The following is a 19,367-nucleotide window of genomic DNA, read 5'->3' on the forward strand; positions in this document are numbered from 1 at the left end:
ATGGCCGCCCGACGATCAGACCTCGTCCCGACCGCGACCGCGCTGGCCCGAGCGGCGACCGGGCGTCTTCGCCCGTCCCTGCTGCTTGAGTCGCGCCTCCAGCGTTGCCGCCTGTTCCTCGCGCTCGCCCTTGAGCTTGACGTAGTTGCGCCAGCGTTCGGCATCGAGCTCGCCGGCGGCGATGGCGGCCTGCACCGCGCAGCCCGGTTCGCTTTCGTGCGCGCAGTCGGCAAAACGGCAGCGCAGCGCCAGTTCCTCGATGTCGGCGAATAGGTCCAGCGATTCCTCGCCGGTGAGCTTGAGTTCGCGCATGCCCGGCGTGTCGATCAGGCACGCGCCGCCCGCCAGCGGCAGCAGCGCGCGATGCGTGGTGGTGTGGCGGCCGCGGCTGTCGCTGGCGCGCACGGCGCCGGTGGCCATGCGCGTCTCGCCCATCAGCGTGTTGGTCAGGGTCGACTTGCCGGCGCCGGAGGAACCGACCAGGACCACAGTGTCGCCCGGCTTCAGATAGCCGGCCAGATGTTCGACGCTGGCCGGATCGCGTGCGTTGATGGCGTGCACCGGCGTGGATTCGGGCAGCCGCTCGCGCAGCGCGGCGCACTTGGCCTCCGCATCCTCGGTCCGATCCGCCTTGGTCAGCAGCACCACCGGCTGCGCGCCGGAGCCTTCGATCAGCAACAGGTAGCGCTCGATGCGACGCGGGTTGAAGTCGCCATCCAGACCCGTCAGCACCAGCACGTAGTCGATGTTGGCGGCGATGATCTGACGCGCGTAGCGCTCGCCGGCGGCGGCGCGAGTCAGCGTCGAACGGCGCGGAAGAATGCGCTCGATGGTCGGCGGCTCGGCGTCGTCCAGCACCACGAAATCGCCGACGGCCGGCCGTTCCGCGGGGTCGATGCGGCGCTTCAGGAAACGCCCGTCCGGCTGCGCGGGAATCACCGCGTGCCCGTCGTGCACCTCGTAGCCGGCGCGATGCTGCGCCACCACACGGGCGACGCGCGCAGCGGGATCGGCGTCGCGCCAGCCAATGCGGCGCAGCGCTTCGATGTCGGAACCGGAACTCATGCCACGATTATGCCCTGCGCAGCGCCGCATCGCGGCCCCACTTGCGTGCGAAGCGCTGTTAGCATGCGGGCAAATCCATTCGTGAAGCCCCTCCGTGAAGCCGATCGCACCCAGCGCCCGCCTCGCCGAAGTCCGCTACGAAATCCGCGGCGCCCTGGCCCGCCGCGCACGCGACATGGAAGCGGCCGGCACGCCCATCGTGCATCTGAACATCGGCAACCCGGGACGCTTCGGCTTCCGCGCACCCGCGCATCTGGTCGACGCCATCCCCGCGCACCTGACGCACAGCGACGGCTACTGCCAGGAACAAGGCATCGACGAAGCGCGTGAAGCCATCGTCGCGCGTCAGCATGCGCGCGGCGTGGCGGACGTCGATGTCGACCGCGTATTCATCGGCAACGGCGTCAGCGAACTGATCGACATCAGCCTGCGCGCCCTGCTCGGCCCCGGCGACGAAGTGCTGCTGCCCAGTCCGGATTATCCGCTGTGGAGCGCCTCGACCGTGCTCAACGGCGGCCGTCCCCGGTACTACCACTGCGCGGCGGCCAACGACCATCTGCCCGATCCGGAGGAGATGGAGCGCCTGATCACGCCGCGCACCCGCGCCATCGTGCTGATCAACCCCAACAACCCGACCGGCGCGGTCTACCCGCGTGCGCTGCTCGAACGCATCGTCACCCTGGCCGCGCGCCACGACCTGCTGTTGCTCAGCGACGAGATCTACGACGAGATCGTCTACGACGACGCGCGCTTCGAGCCACTGGCGCCGCTGGCTGGCGAGGTACCGTGCCTGAGCTTCTCCGGCCTGTCCAAGGTGCACCGCGCCTGCGGTTTCCGCATCGGCTGGATGAGTCTGTCCGGCGACCGCCGACGCACGGCGCAACTGCGCGACGCGCTGCAGTTGCTGTCGGCCCTGCGCCTGTGCGCCAACGTGCCGGCGCAGTGGGCCGTGCGCGCGGCGCTGGAAGGCCCCGACACCATCGGCCCGCTGTTGCGTCCGGGCGGCCGCCTGCATGCGGCGCGTCAGGCCGTGCTCAACGGCGTGGCGGCCAGCCGGCATCTGCAACTGGTGGCGCCGCGGGGGGCGCTGTACGCCTTTCCCGCCGTGCGCGCCGACACGCTGCCGACGTTCGACGACAGCGAATTCGCCCTGCGCCTGCTTGAAGAGGAAGGCGTGCTGCTGGCACCCGGCTCGAGCTTCAACGTCGAGGCCAGCCGGCACCTGCGCCTGACCCTGCTGCCGGAACCGGACACGCTGCGCGATGTGTTCGCGCGCATCGAGCGCGTGCTGGACCGCATGAGCGAAACCGCATCGCACTGCACGCGCCGCTCCGCCTGAACCGGAGCGACGCGCATCGCGCACGCGAATCGCGTAGGCTGAGTGCATGACGTCCGCTCCCGATGCCTGCCGCTTTCTCGCCCTCGGCGATTCCTACACCATCGGCGAAGGCGTGAACGCGCATGACCGCTGGCCGCAGAAGATCGTTCACGCCCTGCGCCGCGAGGGCCTGCGCGTGGACGACCCGCAGATCATCGCCGTCACCGGCTGGACCACCGACGAACTGGCCGCCGGCATGCGCGCGGTGTGCCTGAAACCGCCCTACGATCTGGTCAGCCTGTGTATCGGCGTGAACAACCAGTACCGCGGCCGCGACGTCGGCGGTTACCGCGAGGAATTCGCCGCGCTGCTGGAACGCGCGGTGCATCTGGCCGGCGAGCGTCCGCGTCAGGTCATGGTCGTGTCGATCCCGGACTGGGGCGTGACCCGCTTCGCCCGCGAGCAGGAACGCGACCGGACGGCCATCGCGCGGCAGATCGACGTCTACAACGCCGTCGGCCGCGACGAGACCCTGCGCGCCGGCGCGCACTGGGCCGACATCACCGGCCTGTCGCGCGCCTGCGGCGACGACGACGACATGCTGGCCAGCGACGGCCTGCACCCTTCCGCCGCCCAGTACGCCGTGTGGAATCAGCGCCTGCTGCCGCTGGCGCGCACGCTGCTGCGCCAACAGCGGGGTTGAAATCGGCGCGGACGCCCCCGATTCAAGGCAGTCGAGACCTTCGGGCGCATCGGCGGACACCGCATTCCGCGGTATCATGGCCGATCCCCGCATCATCGATCACGGAATTCGCCATGTCCCTCGATACCGCCACCCGCGAACGCATCCAGTCGCTGCTCGACACGCACCGTGTGGTGCTGTTCATGAAGGGCGACCGTCATCAGCCGATGTGCGGTTTCTCCGCCGCCGCGATCAGCGCGTTGAACGACGTGCTGGACGAATACCACACCGTCAACGTGCTGGAAGACCCGGAGATTCGCGAAGGCATCAAGGTGTTCGGCGACTGGCCGACGATTCCGCAGTTGTACGTCGAGGGTGAGCTGGTCGGCGGTTCCGACATCGTGCGCCAGATGTACGCCTCGGGTCAGCTGCACGAGCTGTTCGGCGCCGAGGTGCCGGACCGCACGCCGCCCGAGATTACCGTGACCGACAAGGCCGCCGACGCCATCCGCGAAGGCATGGGCAACGCCCAGGGCATGGCGTTGCACCTGAACATCGGCGCCGACCACAGCGCCGGCTTCCAGCTGGCGCCGGCCGGCGATCACGACATCGTCAGCGTCGCCAACGGCATCGAGATCCATCTCGATCCGGGCAGCGCGCAGCGCGCGCGCGGCATCGTCATCGACTGGGTCGAGACCATGCAGGGCGCGGGCCTGAGCCTGCGCTTCCCCGGCGCTGCCGAAGTGCACGACCTGAGCGTGGCCGAACTGAAGGCGCGTCTGGACGCCGGTGACATCACCGTCGTCGACGTGCGTCCGGCCGACCAGCGCGCGCTGGCGCCGTTCCCGGGCGCGCGCTCGCTGCAGGACGAGGGCGAAGCCGCCTTCGCCAACCTGCCCAAGGACACGCCGCTGGCGTTCCTGTGCCACCACGGCGTGTCCAGCCGCGGCGTCGCCGAGCACTTCGCCGCACATGGTTTCACCCAGGTGCACAACGTGACCGGCGGCATCGACGCCTGGTCGCAGGAGATCGACGACAGCGTCCCGCGCTACTGAACCGGGACCTGCGGCACCTGCACCGAGGCGCCCGACGCGCTAGGATCGAACCGGGCCGGCCGTCGCGCCGGCCCTTTTTCGTCTTTCCGCTGGAGAACCCGATGAAACGCCTGCTGTCCCTGGTCGCGCTCGCGGCCCTGGTCGCGACCGGCGCGATGGCCGCCACCGCGATGCCCTACAACCCCAAGGCCGACGCCAAGGCCCAAGTGCAGCACGCGCTGCAGATCGCGAAGAAGAACGACAAGCCGGTGCTGGTGTTCTTCGGCGCCAACTGGTGTCCGGACTGCCGCGCGCTGGCCAAGTCGATCAAGACCGGCAAGAACGCCGCGCTGATGCACGCCAACTTCAACATCGTGAAGGTGGACGTAGGCAACTTCGACCACAACCTCGACATCGACCACCGCTTCGGCAACCCGATCAAGAAGGGCATTCCCGCCGCGGTCATCGTCTCGCCGCAGGGCAAGGTGCTGTACGCCACCCGCGCCGGCGAACTGGCCAACGCGCGTCACATGAGCGATCAGGGCGTGTACGACTTCTTCGAGCAGCGTCTTTCGCAGATCCGTCAGGCCAGCGCCTCGAAATGAGTCCGTCGCCGGACACGCTGGCGCCCGAAACGTTCGCGCAGGTGCGGCTGGATACGCCGCGCCTGTGTGTACGCACGCCGGACGTAGAGGATCTCGACGATCTGCTGTCGATCTACGCGCACCCCGACATCGCCCGTTACGGCACTCACGCCCCCTGGACCGATCTCGACGAGGCGCGTGCCTGGCTGGAACGCGCCGAGAGCGGGCACACCAGCGCCAGCGCGCTGACCCTGGTGCTCGAAGACCGCGCCACGCAGCATGTGATCGGCACTTGCGTGCTGTTCAGCCTGCATGCCGAATCCCGCCGCGCCGAGATCGGCTATACCCTGCACCGCGAGCACTGGGGCCGCGGACTCATGCACGAAGCGCTCACCGCCTTCATCGGCCACGCCTTCGAGGCCATGAAGCTGCGCCGCATCGAAGCGGACATCGATCCGGCCAACGCCGCCTCGCGCCGCGTGCTCGAACGCCAGGGCTTCGTGCACGAAGGGCGGCTGCGCGAACGCTGGTGCGTCGGCGGTCAGGTGACCGATACCGACCTCTATGGCCTGCTGCACCACGAGTGGCGCCGACCGGACGTCGACGCGTAACGACGCAGCGCGGCACATCGGACATTTCCATCGCGGCGCTCGTCGGTTCTATGCTTGCACCGACGCTCTGACGCACGCACCCATGTCCTCACGCGACTCGAACCACGCTTCCGCCGCTGTGCGCGCGCAGGTCTACGGCCATCGCGGCGCGCCGGCGCACTTCCCCGAACACACCCGCGCGTCCTATCTGCGCGCCATCGCCGATGGCGCAGACTTCATCGAACCCGATCTGGTGATGACCCGCGACGGCGTGCTGGTTTCGCGCCACGAGAATGAAATCGGCGGCACCACCGACGTCGCGGAGCATCCCGAATTCGCCGACCGGCGGACCCGCAAACGCATCGACGGCGAAGACATCGATGGCTGGTTCACCGAGGACTTCTCGCTGGCCGAGCTGAAGACGCTGCACGCCCGCGAGCGTCTCCCCGAACTGCGCGGCACCGCGCACGACGGCCGCTATCCGATCCTCACGCTGGACGAGATCATCGAACTGGCCGCCGTCGAATCGGACCGCCGCGGACGCGCGATCGGTCTGGTGCCGGAGATCAAGCACGGCACCTACTTCCGCGAACTAGGCCTGCCGATGGAAGACCGTCTGCTCGCCACACTGGCCGCGCACGACTACACGCGCAAGGCGCCGATCGAGATCCAGTCGTTTGAAGTCGGCAACCTGATCTACCTGCGCGAACGGATCGGCGACGGACCGCACCGCTCCGCATCGCACATCCGCCTGCTGCAACTGCTCGGCGCGCCGGACCGTCAGCCCTACGACATGCAGGCCAGCGGCGACGCGGCGACCTACGCGGACATGACGACGCCGGCCGGCCTGCGCGCCGTCGCCCTGTACGCCGACGCCATCGGTCCCGACGCCGACGCCATCCTGCCGCGCACGACGGACAACCGCCTCGGCGCGCCGACCTCGCTGGTGCAGGACGCGCATGACGCCGGACTGCGCGTGCATCCCTACACCTTCCGCCCCGAAAACCGTTTCCTGGCGCGTGAATTCCAGGACGGCGACGCTCCGAACCATGCCTCGCAGGAAGGGCTGGCGCGGCAGATCCACCGCTTTCTCGACCTCGGCATCGACGCCTTCTTCACCGACGACCCCGCCGCGGGACGCATGGCGGTCGACGGATGGAACGCCGCGCGCTGACGTCCTCGGCAAGCGCAGCAGCCGGTTCGCTATCATCCAGGGTCGGCCGCCAACGGCGGCGCACAGGAACGCATCGCCATGTCGAATCTCGAGCGCGCGTATCGCACGCTGGTCGCCGATCCGAGTAGCGCGCAGCGCGACGACTCCGTGTTGAAGCAGGACGAGCCGCGCAACTTCTTTCTGTTCGTCGGCAGCCACTTCCTGACCAAACTCGGCGACGCGCTGAGCAACCCGAAGACGACCCTGACCTGGCTTGCCGGAAGCCTCGGCGTCGCCGGCTGGATGACCGCCTTGCTGGTGCCGCTGCGCGAATCCGGCAGCATGCTGGTGCAGATCGGCCTGGCCGGTGTCGTCGAACGCTTCCGTCATCGCAAATGGGTGTGGTCGCTGGGGGCCCTGCTGCAGGCGGCCAGCATGTTCGGCATGGCGGCCGTCGCGCTGTGGCTGCGCGGCTACGCCGCGGGCATCGCGCTGCTGGCGCTGCTGACGGTGTTCGCGCTGTCACGCAGCCTGTCGTCGGTCGCCTCCAAGGATGTCCTCGGCCGCACCCTGCCGAAGTCGCGCCGCGGCCGCGCCAACGGCTGGTCGGCCAGCGCCGCCGGCATCGCCACGTTGTGCATCGGCGCCGTAGTGGTGGGCTTCGGTCCGGGCACTCTGTCTTCCGACGGCTACGCGGCGGTGCTTGCGGGCGCGGGACTGCTGTGGATCATCGGCGCGGGCCTGTTCGCCTTGGTGCGCGAACCCGGTGCGAAGCATGGCGCCACGGATACCGACACACGCCTGCGCATGCTGTTCCGCGACCGCCGCCTGCGGCGCTTCGTGGTCGCCCGCGCGCTGCTGATGTGCACGGCGCTGTCGGCGCCGTACTACGTGATGCTTGCGCAGCGGCATGGCGGCGAGACGCCGCGACTGCTGGCGGTATTCATCGCCGTCGAAGGCGTGGCGGCGATGCTGGGCGGACCGCTGTGGGGCAAGCTGGCGGACCGTTCCAGTCGTCACGTCATGCTGATCGGCGGTCTCTCCGCCGCCGCGCTCGGCGCGACGCTGGCCGTCCTGGTGACGCTGGATACCGGCATGCTCGGTCTGTTCTGGTTCATGCCGCTGATGTATTTCCTGCTGTCGCTGGCCCATCAGGCGGTACGCATCGGCCGCAAGACCTACGTCGTCGACATGGCCGACGACGACACGCGCACCGATTATGTGGCGGTCAGCAATTCGGTCATCGGCATCCTGCTGTTGATCGTCGGCGGCACAGTCGCCGCGCTCTCGGCCTGGTCCATCACCGCCGCATTGACCCTGCTGACCTTGATGGGCGGCTGCGGTGCCCTGCTGTGCAGGCGCCTTCCCGCCGTGTCCGATGACGAAACATGCACATAGTCAGCTGGACGAAATTTCCATGGCTCGATGGCGCCGCATCATGCTGATGTCTTGTTCGATTTCGCATCGAGCACCGCCTTTTCGAGTTGCTCGACCGACTCCATACCAGCAACCACTCGACCGTTGATCACCAGCGTCGGCGTTCCCTGGATACCCAGATCGACGGCTTTGGATTTCTCCTGATCCACGATCTTAGCCGTCTGCCTGTTGTCCAGACAGGACGCAAAACGTTGCACATCCTTCACGCCCGAAGTCTGTGCCAGCGAGGACCAATCCACACCCTTGCTGAAATCGATCTTGAAGAGCTGACTCGAGAACGCACGATACGCACCCTGCTCGCCCGCGCACCGTGAAGCCAGCGCTGCTTCATAGGCGTGATCGTGAATCTTGGTCAAGGGAAAATCGTACCGATACACCACCATATCGTCACGGTGCTTGTCGTAGACCTTTTGCAGATTCGGTTCCAATGCACGACAGAATGGACACTGATAATCCGAAAATTCGACGACCACAACAGGGGCGCCAGTCTGCCCCATGGCTGGCGTCTTGCCGGCCACGAGAGACTTCCAGTCGGCGATATTCTTGACGGCGTGACTTGCAGACGGATGGAAGAATGTCTGTTTAGCGACCGCAACCGTGACCACAATGGCGCAAATCACGAGCACTCCGGTCACGATATTGGGAAATACGTTTTTCATTATCGGTCCTTGACTGTTCTAAACACATGCTCGGAGAAAAGCGTTCCTGAACGAGGACCGCCCCGAATCCGACGGGAACCCACTTTGGGGTTCCCGCCTACCTGCAAGGTTCACAGGCGTTCAATGGAAACGATCAATAACCACAGATCCCGCCGTGGAGAGCGCAGTTATTGGAACCCTCGTCACACGTACCATCGCAGCAGGTGGCCTCACCCAGGCTCCTGCAAACATCAATTGCAGATGGGGTCACACCCGGGCGCTCGGCACGAGCATGGGCCATTCCACCGAGTGCCGTTCCTGCCACGATCACGACGACTGCTAGACCATTGATCAACATTCTACGGATCATCTCATTCTCCTTTGAGGTCTTGGTGTCCTAACGCTGTCTACGCAGGTCGCTATTTCACTCTCACTGACATCGTATTGACACGAGTGGCGCAGACTCAATCATTATCCACCCTCATGCTGAGGATATGTCAAGAATCCATGATTGAGACCCTGCCATCGCGAGCTAGATAACGCGATCTCGGCAAACAAGCCAAACCCTGCACTCGGTTTCGACTCCGTCTGCCTGCCGCCTCTGGCACAGAGTCCTATGAACTTTTATCCCATGCGTTCATTGCAATATCCGACTGAACACCCATCGGCATGAAAGCGCCGCCGAGGAACGGCGATTACTTCAGCATCTTGCGATGCGCGTGGATCGACATCAGCACGCCGAAGCCGGCCAGCAGCGAGACCGCCGAGGTGCCGCCGTAGCTGATCAGCGGCAGCGGCACGCCCACGACCGGCAGCAGGCCGGTGATCATGCCGCCGTTGACGACCACGTAGACGAAGAAGCTCAGGCCGATGGAACCGGCCAGCAGACGCGCGTAGGTCTCGCGCGCCTGGGCGGCAATCCACAGGCTGCGGCCGACGATGAATAGGTAGAGTCCCAGCAGCAGCAGCACGCCGAACAGGCCGAACTCCTCGCCGAACACCGCGAACACGAAGTCAGTGGTGTGCTCGGGCAGGAATTCCAGATGCGACTGGGTGCCATGCTGCCAGCCCTTGCCGAAGAAGCCGCCGGAACCGACGGCGATCTTCGACTGGATGATGTGCCAGCCAGCACCGAGCGGGTCGGATTCCGGGTTCAGCATCGTCAGCACGCGCTGGCGCTGGTAATCGTGCAGGAATGGCCACGCCGCCGGCGCCGCCAGCAGCACCAGCCCCAGCAGGAACAGGATGCGTCGCCAGCCCATGCCGGACAGGAACAGCACGAAGGTGCCGGCCGCGCCGACCAGCAGCGCCGTGCCCAGATCGGGCTGCTCGGCGATCAGGCCGGCGGGTACGCCGATCAGCACGGCCGCGCCGAGGATGTGCTTCCACGACGGCGGCAGATGACGCGGATGCAGGTACCACGCCACCATCATGGGTGTGGTCAGCTTCAGCAGTTCCGACGGCTGGAAGCGCACCACGCCCAGGTCCAACCAGCGGTAGGCGCCGCGGCCCTCGCCGACGATGGCGACGATGACCAGCAGCAGCACCGAAAAGCTATACAGCCAAGGCGTCCAGGTACGCAGATCGCGCGGCGAGATGCGCGAGATCAGCAGCAGCAACGCGCCGCCCAGCAGGAACCGCAACGCCTGATTGACGACCAGGCGCATGCTTTCGTCGCCGGCGCTGTAGAGCGTGATCAGGCCGACACCGGCCAGCAGCATCAGCGCGCTCATCAGCGGCCAGTCCAGACGCTTGTGCTCCCACAGTCGCACCGCGAAACGGCGCAGCCGCATGACGAGTGGCTGCATCATGGCGTACCTCCGCTGGCCGCGTCGGGTTTCTTCGGTACGGTAGGCGGCGGCAGGCTTCCGGGTGGCTGTTCGGCCAGCCAGGCATCGAAAATCTTGCGCGCGATCGGCGCCGCCACGCTGCCGCCCCAGGCGCCGTGCTCGACCACCACCGCCACGGCGATGCGTGGATCGCTGGCCGGCGTATAACCCTCGAACAACGCGCGATGCCGTCGCGCCAGCGCTTCGAGGTTGGTGCGATCCTCGTACGCGTTGGTCGTGCGCGAATAACGCTCGGCGGTACCCGTCTTGCCGGCGATCACGTAGGGAAAGCCGTCGCCCAGGCCGCGCGCCGTGCCCTTGTCGCCGTTGACCACGGCGATCATGCCCTGCCGCACCACCTGCCAATCCTTCGGGTCGTGCGCGATCGGCTTGCCCGGCGCGGGCGGCTTGACCGGCGTGCGCTTGCCATCGATGCCCTTGCGCGTCGCGATCAGCAGATGCGGTCGATGCGGCACGCCGCCGTCGGCCAGCGTCGCCAGTGCGCTGGCGAGCTGCACCGGCGTGACCACCCAGTAGCCCTGACCGATGCCGGAAATGACCGTTTCGCCGATGAACCACGGCTGGTTGCGGTGGATGCGCTTCCACTCGCGCGAGGGCAGCACGCCCGCAGCCTCGCCGGGCAGATCGATGCCGGTGGGCTTGCCGAATCCGAACTGGGCCATCCAGGTGCTGAGCTTGTCGATGCCCATGTCGTACACGAGCTTGTAGAAGTACGTGTTCACCGACTGCTCGATGGCCTGCACCAAGTCCACGCGTCCCGCACCGTTGCGCTGATCGTCGCGATAACCGCGCACCTGTCCCGGGATGTAGAACACGCCGGTCGACATGACCGTGTCGGAAGGCTTGCGGAAATCCAGCTCCAGACCGCCCAGACCGATGAACGGCTTCACCGTCGAGCCCGGCGGATAGCCGCCGCGGATGGCGCGGTCCAGCAGCGGCTTCTCGGGGTCCTTGAGCAACTGCGTGTAGTCGGTGCTGCTGATGCCGCCCACGAAAAGATTCGGATCGAAGCTCGGCACGCTGACCATCGCCAGCACCTGACCGTTGCGCGGATCGATCGCCACGGCTGAACCGGCCTGTCCCTGGAAGGCCTGGTACGCCGCCTTCTGCAGACGCGCATCGATGCTCAGATAGAGACTCTCGCCCGGCACCGGCGGATGGGTCTGCAGCACGCGCTGCACGCGCTGATCGGCGTTCACCTCGACCACCTCGTAGCCGGGCTCGCCGTGCAACTGGCTCTCGTAGTAACGCTCGATGCCGGTCTTGCCGATGTGCGTGGTGCCGTCGTAGCGATCCGGATCGACATGCTTGAGTTCTTCCGCACTGATGCGCCCGACGTGCCCGACCACGTGCGCGAACAACGCGCCCTGCGGGTAGTTGCGGCTCAGGTACGGCACCACGTCGACGCCGGGAAAGCGCCAGCGGTTGATGGCGAAGCGGTCGATCTCGTCTTCGTTCAGGCGCAGCTTCAACGGCACGCTCTGGAACGCGCGATGCTGCTTCAGGCTGCGGCGGAAGTCCTTGATGTCCTGGTCGCTCAACGGGATGATCATGCCCAGCTGATCGAGCATCTCGTCCATGTTCTCCACGCGCTCGGGCACCACGTCGAGCCGGAACGCGGGCACGTTGTCGGCCAGCAGCACGCCATTGCGGTCGTAGATCAATCCGCGCGGCGGCGGCAGGCGGCGCAGGTGCACGCGGTTCTGCGTCGAGCGCGTCGCGTATTCGTCGTGCTGCACGATCTGCAGCCAGAAGAAGCGCCCCGCCAGCACCAGCAGCGCGAAGGCCACCAGCACAAAGCCGGTCAGGGCCCGCACGCGGAACAGATGCGCTTCGAGCTGTTCGTTCTTGATGCGCGTCGACTTCAGCGCCATGACCGAGGCTCCGTCACGCCAGGCTCAGACACGACAGACAGCGTACTCATGCCTCGTGGGCGCGCAACCGGGCACGCACGTCGTCGAGCAGCAGGAACACGAACGGCCAGATCAGCGCACCGATCAACGGCGCGATGGCGAAACTCACCGGCGGCAGCGGATACCCAGCAAAGCTGCGCAGGATCAGCTCGATGATGCGGTCGTTGATCAGCAGCGCGAGCACGGCCAGCGCCTGCTGCCACATCGGGAAGAAGCGCAGCCGCGCCCGGAAGCGCAGCACGATGAACACCAGCACGGTCAGCCGCAACGCCTGTTCGCCGAGCAGGAATCCGTTCACCACATCCGCACCCAGACCGATCGCGAACGCCACGCCCAGGCCGACCACGTCGCTGGATTCCAGCGCCCAGTACAGCAGGATCAGCGCCGGCCAATAGGGCTTGAACGCGATCAGCGCCTGCGGCAAGGGCAGCAGCATCAGCAGCAGGGACAACACCACCGTGCTCCAGAACACGATCGCGCGGACACGTTGACGATTCATCGCGTGCTCCGCGACGAGGCCGTGGCCTTGACGTCGGTTTGCGGCGCCAGATCCGCGGGCGGACCTTCCTCGCTGACCGGCGCGGGCGGACCGACCGGCGGCGCAAGATCACGCAGCAGCAGGACTTCATCGGCGCGCTGCATGTCCGCGCTGGGTTCGGCGCGGGCGGTCAGGAACATGCCCGACAGTTGCGGTTCGACATGCGTGACGGTCGCGACCGGGAAGCCGGGCGGGAAGCGGCCGCCGAGACCGGAACTGACCAGCGTATCGCCCACTTTCACATCCGCGGACACCGGAATCGTCGGCAGCGACAGCTGCCCGGCCTCGTGCGAACCGTAGGCGACGGTGCGCATGCCGGTGCGCGTGTCGGTAACCGGAATGGCGTGGTCGGGATCGGTGATCAGCATCACGGTGCACGTGTTGGGCAGCGCCTGGATCACCTGCCCCATGATGCCGTGCGAATCGATCACGACCTGGCCGATCTTCACGCCCTGATGCGCGCCGATATCCAGCGTCAGGCGATGGCTGAACGCGCCCAGATCGATGTCGATCACCCGCGCCAGCTGCACGTTCATGCCGAGCTGGCGACGCGTGTCGAGCAGTTTCTTCAGACGCTTGTTCTGGCGTGACACGGCGGCCATGTGATTGAGCCGCGCGTTGGCCAGCAGCAGGTCCACGCGCAGCTGCTTGTTCTCTTCGGTCAGCTTTTTGCGGTCGGCGAAGGCCACGCGGGCGGCGCGGAAGCCCGACGCCGGCAAGCCGGCCAGGTGATAGATCGGCTCGATCACGATGGCTGCGCCGTAGCGCACCTTGCCCATCCAGTGACCGCGGTGATCGAGCACCATCAACACGGAGGCCAGCGCGAGATAGACGATCAGCCGCAACGTTCCCGCCATGTTGGCGGAAAACAGCGAGCCCCCGTCACGTGTCAGCGTCATGCCCTTCCCGTCGGCGTGATAGGCGCATGCTGACGCATCCGCCGTTGACCTGCCATTACTCGCCGGTGAAGAAGTCGCTGCCGTGCTGGTCGATCATCTCCAGCGCCTTGCCGCCGCCGCGGGCGACGCAGGTCAGCGGATCGTCGGCCACCTGCACGTACAGGCCGGTCTCCTCGGTGATCAGGCGATCCAGATCGCGCAGCAGCGCGCCACCGCCGGTCAGCACGATGCCGCGCTCGGCGACGTCCGAGCACAGTTCGGGCGGGGTCTGCTCCAGCGCCGCCTTGACCGCGGCGACGATGCCGGAGATCGGCTCGTGCAGCGCTTCCAGCACTTCGTTGGAGTTGATGGTGAACATGCGCGGCACGCCCTCGGCGAGATTGCGGCCGGAGATCTCGATTTCCTTGACCTCGGTCTGCGGATAGGCGCAGCCGATCTCGAGCTTGATGCGCTCGGCGGTGGAGTCGCCGATCAGGGTGCCGTGGTTGCGGCGCACGTAGTTGATGATGGACTCGTCGAAGCGGTCGCCGCCGATGCGCACCGACTGCGAGTAGACGACGCCGTTGAGCGACATCACCGCCACTTCCGAGGTACCGCCGCCGATGTCGAGCACCATCGAGCCGCGGGCCTCGTGCACTGGGATGCCGGCGCCGATCGCGGCGGCCATCGGCTCCTCGATCAGGAACACGTCGCGGGCGCCGGCGCCCTCGGCCGATTCCTTGATCGCGCGGCGCTCGACCTGGGTCGAACCGCACGGGACGCACACCAGCACGCGCGGGCTGGGGCGCAGCATGCGCGACTTGTGCACCTGCTTGATGAAGTGCTGCAGCATCGCCTCGGTCATGGTGAAGTCGGCGATCACGCCGTCCTTCATCGGGCGGATGGTGGTAATCGAACCGGGCGTGCGGCCGAGCATGCGCTTGGCCGTGCTGCCGACGGCCTCGACACGCCGAGGCGCGCCCGAGCCGTGCTCATGACGAATGGCGACAACCGAGGGTTCGTTCAGCACGATGCCCTCGCCACGCACATAGATCAGCGTGTTGGCCGTGCCCAGATCGATGGAGATGTCGTTGGAGAAGAACCCACTGAACCATTTGAACATTGCGCTGCACGCCGCCCTTGCGTGTGATGGGGAAATAAGCAGGTCAGTCTAGTCAGCGCCGAGTTAGGGCGCAAGCGGAGAAACGTTAAGAAAGTCTTTGTTTCGCCTAGGGATGCGCGTCATTTCGCATCCCGCGCATGAATGCCTGTGCCGCTCATGCGCGGCGACCTGAACAGCCGGGTCGCCGGATCGGTCCGCAGAAGATAAAATGTCGAGGTTTTGTGCGGATGCGTCCGAACCTTCCGCATCCGTCCGCCTTCTGCACGGGGAACGCACCACGCATGTCTGCCTTGATCTGCGGCTCGCTGGCCTACGACACCATCATGTTGTTCGAGGACCGCTTCAGGAACCACATCCTTCCAGACAAGGTGCACATGCTCAATGTGGCCTTCCTGGTCCCCGGTATGCGCCGCGAATTCGGCGGCTGCGCCGGCAATATCGCCTACAACCTGAAGCTGCTCGGCGACGCGCCGATCCCGATGGCAACCGTCGGTCAGGACTTCGCGCCCTACCGCGCCCATTTCGACGCCTGCGGCATCGATCTCAGCCAGGTCAAGGAACTGCCCGAGCTGTTTACCGCGCAGGCGTTCATCACCACCGACCTGGACGACAACCAGATCACCGCATTCCATCCGGGCGCGATGATGCGTTCCAACGAGAACCACGTGCGCGACGTGGCCGAGGCGACCTTCGGCATCGTCGCGCCCGACTCGCGCGAAGCCATGCTGCAACACGCCAGCGAGTTCGCGGAACGCGGCATCCCGTTCATCTTCGATCCGGGCCAGGCCATGCCGCTGTTCAACGGCCAGGAATTCCGCAACTTGATCGAGATGGCGCAGTTCGTCACCGTCAACGACTACGAGTCGCAGGTGCTGCAGGAGCGTACCGGCTGGACGCCGCAGGACATTGCCGCCCGCGTGAAGGGCTACATCGTCACGCGCGGCGCCCAGGGTTCCTACATCTATGCCGACGGGACGATGCACGACATCGCACCGGCCAAGGTCAGCGCGATCACCGATCCGACCGGCTGCGGCGATGCCTACCGTGCCGGCCTGATCTTCGCGCTGATGCGCGACATGGACTGGCCAACCGTGGGCCGCGTGGCCTCGCTGATGGGCGCACTGAAGGTCGAGCACCCGGGCACGCAGAACCAGCGCTTCGACTTCGCCCACTTCGCCGAACAGTTCCAGCAGCAGTTCGGCTACGCGCTGGACGCCTGACGCGCCCCGCGCCGGCAACGCGTCGTCAATCTTCCACGCGATACCGCATGGTGGCTTCGACGGCGCGCTGCCATCCGGCATAAAGACGCTCGCGACGGTCTTCCGCCATCTGCGGCTCGAAGCGCCGGTCCAGCGCCCACAGGTTCGCGATCTCCTCGCGATCGCGCCACACGCCCGCTGCCAGACCGGCAAGATATGCCGCGCCCAGCGCCGTGGTCTCGTGGATCTTCGGTCGGATCACCGGCACGCCGAGCAGATCCGCCTGGAACTGCGCCGTGAAATCGTTGGCGATGGCGCCGCCGTCGGCGCGCAGTTCCATCAACTCGATGCCGGCGTCGTTCTGCATGGCGTCGAGCACATCGCGGGTCTGGTAGGCCATCGACTCCAGCGCGGCGCGCACGAAGTGCTCCTTCTGCGTGCCGCGTGAAAGCCCGAACACCGCGCCACGCACGTCGCTCTGCCAGTATGGCGCGCCCAGGCCGGTGAACGCCGGCACCATGTACACGCCATCGTTGTCGCCGGCGCGCTCGGCGTAGGCCTGCGAATCGCCGGCCTTGCCCAGCATGCGCAGACCGTCGCGCAACCACTGCACCACCGAGCCGGCCACGAACACGCTGCCTTCGAGCGCGTACTCGGTAGTGTCGCCGATGCGCCAGGCCGGCGTCGTCAGCAAGCCATGCGTCGAGCTGCGCGCTTGCGTTCCCGTGTGCATCAGCAGGAAGCAGCCCGTGCCGTAGGTGTTCTTGGCCATGCCCGGCGCGAAGCAGGCCTGGCCGAACAGCGCGGCCTGTTGGTCGCCGGCGATGCCGCAAATCGGCACGTCCTGTCCGAAGAAATGCTTGGATTCGATGCGGCCGTATTCCTCGCTGCAACCGCGCACTTCCGGCAGCATCGAGGCCGGCACGTCGAACAGCTCGAGCAGTTCATCGTCCCATTGCTGCCGATGGATGTCGTACAGCAGCGTGCGCGAGGCATTGGTGATGTCGGTGACGTGCACCTTGCCGCCGGTGAGATTCCACACCAGCCAACTGTCGATGGTGCCGAACAGCAACTCGCCGTTGTGCGCCCGCTCGCGCACGCCGTCAACATGCTCGAACAGCCACTGGATCTTGGTCGCCGAGAAATAGGCGTCGATCAGTAGCCCGGTGCGTTCGCGCACCAGGCGATCGACCTCGTCGTTACGCATGCGCCGGCACAGTTCAGCCGAATGCCGCGACTGCCAGACCAAGGCGTTGTGCACGGGCGCGCCGGTCTTGCGATCCCAGACCACGGTGGTTTCGCGCTGGTTGGTGATGCCGATGCCGGCGACCCGCGCCGCGTCCAGTTCGGCATGATGCATCGCCTCGGTCAGCGTGACCAGTACGCTGGTGAGGATGTCTCGAGGCCGGTGTTCGACCCAGCCCGGCTTCGGGAAGATCTGCTCGAACTCGCGCTGCGCCACGCCCACGACCTGTCCGCTCGCATCGAACACCATCACCCGCGAACTGGTGGTGCCCTGATCGATGGCCACGATGTGATCGCGTTGCTGACTCATGCCATATGCTCCCCGGAGCGCGTCTGGTCTGCCCTCGACAGCGTGTCCACGACGCCGTCGAGATAGGCTTCCAGATGCGTTCTCTGATCCGCATTCAGGCGCAGCCCGAGCTTGGTGCGGCGCCACAGAATGTCGTCCGCGCTGCGCGCCCATTCGCAGCGGACAAGATAATCGACTTCGGCACGATACAGGCCGGCGCCGAAGTGCTCGCCTAGATCCTCCACGCATGTAGCTTCGCCGAGCAGGTCCGCGGTAAAGGTGCCGTAATGGCGTAGCCAACGATGTGCGAGTCCGACCGGAAGCCACGGCCAGCGTCGCGACCACCCATCGACCAGACGTTCGGCGTCGGCGAAGTCGCCGCCGGGCAGGGGATCGCCGTCGGCGGTCCACGCCGGCGCATCGACACCGAGCGCCGTCGCCAACCGATCGACAGTGTCTTCGCTGAGACGTCGGTAGGTGGTGATCTTTCCGCCGAAGACATTCAGCAGCGGCGCCTGCGGCCGCTCATCCAGCTCAATGCGGTAATCGCGACTGACCGACGATGCATCGCCACCTTCATCGAGCAACGGCCGCACGCCGCTGTAGTTCCAGACCACGTCGTCCGGTGTCACGGCACGCTCGAAATAGCGATTCACCGCATCGCACAGATAGCGCGTTTCGTCGCCGTCGATATGCACTTCGGCGGGATCGGCGCGATAGTCGACATCGGTCGTGCCGACCAGCGTGAAGTCGGTCTCGTACGGAATCGCGAACACGATGCGCCGATCCGGCTGCTGGAAAATGTAGGCGTAGTCGTGATCGAACAGGCGCGGCAGGACGATGTGACTGCCTTTCACCAGACGCACGTCGCGATGTTCACGTTGTCCGACGACCTCGCCGAGAAAACGCCCCGCCCACGGACCGCAAGCGTTGACCAGCGCACGTGCACGGACTTCCCGCTGCGCACCATGGCGTTCCTGCAATACCGCGTGCCATACGCCGTCGCGTACCTGCGCGGATACGCAACGCGTGCGCACGCGGATCGAGGCACCACGCCGCGCGGCATCCATCGCGTTCAACGTCACCAGCCGCGCATCCTGCACCCAGCCATCCGAGTACACGAAGCCGCGCTCGTACACCGGCCGGAGCGGTTCACCGCTGACGTGCTTGCGCAGATCCACCGCCCTGGAATCGGCCAGGGTACGATGCGCCGCGCCCAGACGGTCGTACAGCATCAGACCGAGACGAATCATCCACATGGGGCGAAGGTGCGACTCGTGCGGGAGCACGAAGTGCATCGGCCAGGTAATGTGCGGCGCCAGACGCAGAATCACTTCGCGTTCCGCCAGCGCCTTGGCCACGAGGCGGAATTCGTACTGCTCCAGATAGCGCAGGCCACCGTGGATCAGCTTGGTGCTTGCGCTCGACGTATGGGCGGCAAGATCGTCTTGTTCGCACAGCGTCACGGACAGACCGCGCCCGGCCGCATCGCGCGCGATACCCGCCCCGTTCACGCCTCCGCCGACCACCAGGATATCCGTGTCGTACTGCATTTCGATCTGCGCCTCGCAATGAATTTGCTTCTACGTCCACGCTAACACGCAGCACGTGAAGCAGGCCCACGAGTACAAAAAAGCATCGGCATCGGGTAAGCGATGCCCTCAGCGGAATATCGAGTAGACGTGCCTGCTGAGCGGCAACTCTTCCAGCAGTATCGACAGGTTCCGAGCGCCGCTTTCCGGGCAGCCGTCTCCTGCTGGCCCGCTCACGGACGCGGTGTCGCGTCATCAGTCTCCGCAGGCAACAAAAAAGCCCCCGACGGTAAGTCGGA

At 66.3% G+C, this 19,367-nt stretch carries 17 protein-coding genes; 8 read left to right on the forward strand and 9 right to left on the reverse strand.

The window, feature by feature from the left end:
* Positions 1–15: 15 nt before the first annotated feature.
* Positions 16–1,065, reverse strand: coding sequence for a ribosome small subunit-dependent GTPase A (gene rsgA / locus LF63_RS13675; protein ID WP_043102672.1), 1,050 nt, complete (start codon positions 1,063–1,065; stop codon positions 16–18).
* A 94-nt stretch (positions 1,066–1,159) separates the two neighbouring features.
* On the opposite strand from rsgA, the gene LF63_RS13680 reads away from it, so the two are divergent.
* From LF63_RS13680 to LF63_RS13710, 7 genes are all read left to right on the forward strand, one after another.
* A complete protein-coding gene (locus LF63_RS13680) occupies positions 1,160–2,404 on the forward strand; it encodes an aminotransferase class I/II-fold pyridoxal phosphate-dependent enzyme (protein WP_043102673.1) in 1,245 nt (414 codons plus the stop codon).
* Between the two features lie 46 nt (positions 2,405–2,450).
* The gene (locus LF63_RS13685) at positions 2,451–3,086 is read left to right on the forward strand and encodes an SGNH/GDSL hydrolase family protein (protein ID WP_043102674.1); all 636 of its coding nucleotides are present in this window, start codon (positions 2,451–2,453) and stop codon (positions 3,084–3,086) included.
* Between the two features lie 113 nt (positions 3,087–3,199).
* Positions 3,200–4,120, forward strand: a complete 921-nt coding sequence (grxD, locus tag LF63_RS13690) for a Grx4 family monothiol glutaredoxin (protein ID WP_043102675.1) — start codon at positions 3,200–3,202, stop codon at positions 4,118–4,120.
* A 101-nt stretch (positions 4,121–4,221) separates the two neighbouring features.
* The gene (locus LF63_RS13695; RefSeq protein WP_043102676.1) at positions 4,222–4,704 is read left to right on the forward strand and encodes a thioredoxin family protein; all 483 of its coding nucleotides are present in this window, start codon (positions 4,222–4,224) and stop codon (positions 4,702–4,704) included.
* Complete coding sequence (locus LF63_RS13700) at positions 4,701–5,294, forward strand: GNAT family N-acetyltransferase (protein WP_052395121.1); 594 nt, start codon at positions 4,701–4,703, stop codon at positions 5,292–5,294. The genes LF63_RS13695 and LF63_RS13700 overlap by 4 nt, the downstream gene beginning before the upstream one ends.
* 82 nt (positions 5,295–5,376) lie before the next feature.
* The gene (locus LF63_RS13705) at positions 5,377–6,447 is read left to right on the forward strand and encodes a glycerophosphodiester phosphodiesterase (protein WP_043102678.1); all 1,071 of its coding nucleotides are present in this window, start codon (positions 5,377–5,379) and stop codon (positions 6,445–6,447) included.
* 78 nt (positions 6,448–6,525) lie between these two features.
* Complete coding sequence (locus LF63_RS13710; protein ID WP_043102681.1) at positions 6,526–7,824, forward strand: MFS transporter; 1,299 nt, start codon at positions 6,526–6,528, stop codon at positions 7,822–7,824.
* A gap of 38 nt (positions 7,825–7,862) precedes the next feature.
* Here LF63_RS13710 and LF63_RS13715 read toward each other — a convergent pair whose 3' ends face one another.
* The 6 genes from LF63_RS13715 to LF63_RS13740 form a co-directional block, all read right to left on the reverse strand.
* On the reverse strand, positions 7,863–8,522 hold the full coding sequence (locus tag LF63_RS13715) for a DsbA family protein (protein ID WP_043102683.1): 660 nt from the start codon (positions 8,520–8,522) through the stop codon (positions 7,863–7,865).
* A 674-nt stretch (positions 8,523–9,196) separates the two neighbouring features.
* Positions 9,197–10,312 (reverse strand): rod shape-determining protein RodA, encoded by a 1,116-nt coding sequence (gene rodA / locus LF63_RS13720; RefSeq protein WP_043102685.1) that lies wholly within the window; start codon positions 10,310–10,312, stop codon positions 9,197–9,199.
* A complete protein-coding gene (gene mrdA, locus LF63_RS13725; protein WP_052395123.1) occupies positions 10,309–12,225 on the reverse strand; it encodes a penicillin-binding protein 2 in 1,917 nt (638 codons plus the stop codon). The genes rodA and mrdA overlap by 4 nt, the downstream gene beginning before the upstream one ends.
* Positions 12,226–12,271: 46 nt before the next feature.
* Entirely contained in the window at positions 12,272–12,763 is a 492-nt protein-coding gene (gene mreD, locus LF63_RS13730; protein ID WP_043102688.1) for a rod shape-determining protein MreD, read from the reverse strand.
* Positions 12,760–13,701 (reverse strand): rod shape-determining protein MreC, encoded by a 942-nt coding sequence (gene mreC / locus LF63_RS13735; protein WP_043102691.1) that lies wholly within the window; start codon positions 13,699–13,701, stop codon positions 12,760–12,762. The genes mreD and mreC overlap by 4 nt, the downstream gene beginning before the upstream one ends.
* Positions 13,702–13,756: 55 nt before the next feature.
* The gene (locus tag LF63_RS13740) at positions 13,757–14,803 is read right to left on the reverse strand and encodes a rod shape-determining protein (protein WP_043102693.1); all 1,047 of its coding nucleotides are present in this window, start codon (positions 14,801–14,803) and stop codon (positions 13,757–13,759) included.
* A gap of 281 nt (positions 14,804–15,084) precedes the next feature.
* Between LF63_RS13740 and LF63_RS13745 the strand changes: the two genes are divergently transcribed.
* A complete protein-coding gene (locus LF63_RS13745) occupies positions 15,085–16,023 on the forward strand; it encodes a carbohydrate kinase family protein (protein WP_043102696.1) in 939 nt (312 codons plus the stop codon).
* A gap of 25 nt (positions 16,024–16,048) precedes the next feature.
* Here the strand turns inward: LF63_RS13745 and glpK are convergent, their stop codons facing one another.
* Both glpK and glpD read right to left on the reverse strand, forming a co-directional pair.
* Positions 16,049–17,557: a glycerol kinase GlpK gene (glpK, locus tag LF63_RS13750; protein ID WP_043102699.1), complete on the reverse strand. Its 1,509-nt coding sequence runs from the start codon at positions 17,555–17,557 to the stop codon at positions 16,049–16,051.
* The gene (gene glpD, locus LF63_RS13755; RefSeq protein ID WP_043102701.1) at positions 17,554–19,089 is read right to left on the reverse strand and encodes a glycerol-3-phosphate dehydrogenase; all 1,536 of its coding nucleotides are present in this window, start codon (positions 19,087–19,089) and stop codon (positions 17,554–17,556) included. Before glpD ends, glpK begins: the two co-directional genes overlap by 4 nt.
* Positions 19,090–19,367 lie beyond the last annotated feature (278 nt).

It is taken from the genome of Oleiagrimonas soli (assembly GCF_000761445.1).
Taxonomy (GTDB): domain Bacteria; phylum Pseudomonadota; class Gammaproteobacteria; order Xanthomonadales; family Rhodanobacteraceae; genus Oleiagrimonas; species Oleiagrimonas soli.

Excerpts from the sequence above, each read along its gene's own strand:
- grxD (WP_043102675.1), top strand. The coding sequence starts at position 3,200 with ATGTCCCTCGATACCGCCACCCGCGAACGCATCCAGTCGCTGCTCGAC.
- LF63_RS13705 (WP_043102678.1), top strand. The coding sequence starts at position 5,377 with ATGTCCTCACGCGACTCGAACCACGCTTCCGCCGCTGTGCGCGCGCAG.
- LF63_RS13695 (WP_043102676.1), top strand. The coding sequence starts at position 4,222 with ATGAAACGCCTGCTGTCCCTGGTCGCGCTCGCGGCCCTGGTCGCGACC.
- glpD (WP_043102701.1), bottom strand. The coding sequence starts at position 19,089 with ATGCAGTACGACACGGATATCCTGGTGGTCGGCGGAGGCGTGAACGGG.
- LF63_RS13700 (WP_052395121.1), top strand. The coding sequence starts at position 4,701 with ATGAGTCCGTCGCCGGACACGCTGGCGCCCGAAACGTTCGCGCAGGTG.
- mreC (WP_043102691.1), bottom strand. The coding sequence starts at position 13,701 with ATGACGCTGACACGTGACGGGGGCTCGCTGTTTTCCGCCAACATGGCG.
- LF63_RS13710 (WP_043102681.1), top strand. The coding sequence starts at position 6,526 with ATGTCGAATCTCGAGCGCGCGTATCGCACGCTGGTCGCCGATCCGAGT.
- rsgA (WP_043102672.1), bottom strand. The coding sequence starts at position 1,065 with ATGAGTTCCGGTTCCGACATCGAAGCGCTGCGCCGCATTGGCTGGCGC.
- glpK (WP_043102699.1), bottom strand. The coding sequence starts at position 17,557 with ATGAGTCAGCAACGCGATCACATCGTGGCCATCGATCAGGGCACCACC.
- mrdA (WP_052395123.1), bottom strand. The coding sequence starts at position 12,225 with ATGGCGCTGAAGTCGACGCGCATCAAGAACGAACAGCTCGAAGCGCAT.
- LF63_RS13745 (WP_043102696.1), top strand. The coding sequence starts at position 15,085 with ATGTCTGCCTTGATCTGCGGCTCGCTGGCCTACGACACCATCATGTTG.
- LF63_RS13740 (WP_043102693.1), bottom strand. The coding sequence starts at position 14,803 with ATGTTCAAATGGTTCAGTGGGTTCTTCTCCAACGACATCTCCATCGAT.
- rodA (WP_043102685.1), bottom strand. The coding sequence starts at position 10,312 with ATGATGCAGCCACTCGTCATGCGGCTGCGCCGTTTCGCGGTGCGACTG.
- mreD (WP_043102688.1), bottom strand. The coding sequence starts at position 12,763 with ATGAATCGTCAACGTGTCCGCGCGATCGTGTTCTGGAGCACGGTGGTG.
- LF63_RS13715 (WP_043102683.1), bottom strand. The coding sequence starts at position 8,522 with ATGAAAAACGTATTTCCCAATATCGTGACCGGAGTGCTCGTGATTTGC.
- LF63_RS13685 (WP_043102674.1), top strand. The coding sequence starts at position 2,451 with ATGACGTCCGCTCCCGATGCCTGCCGCTTTCTCGCCCTCGGCGATTCC.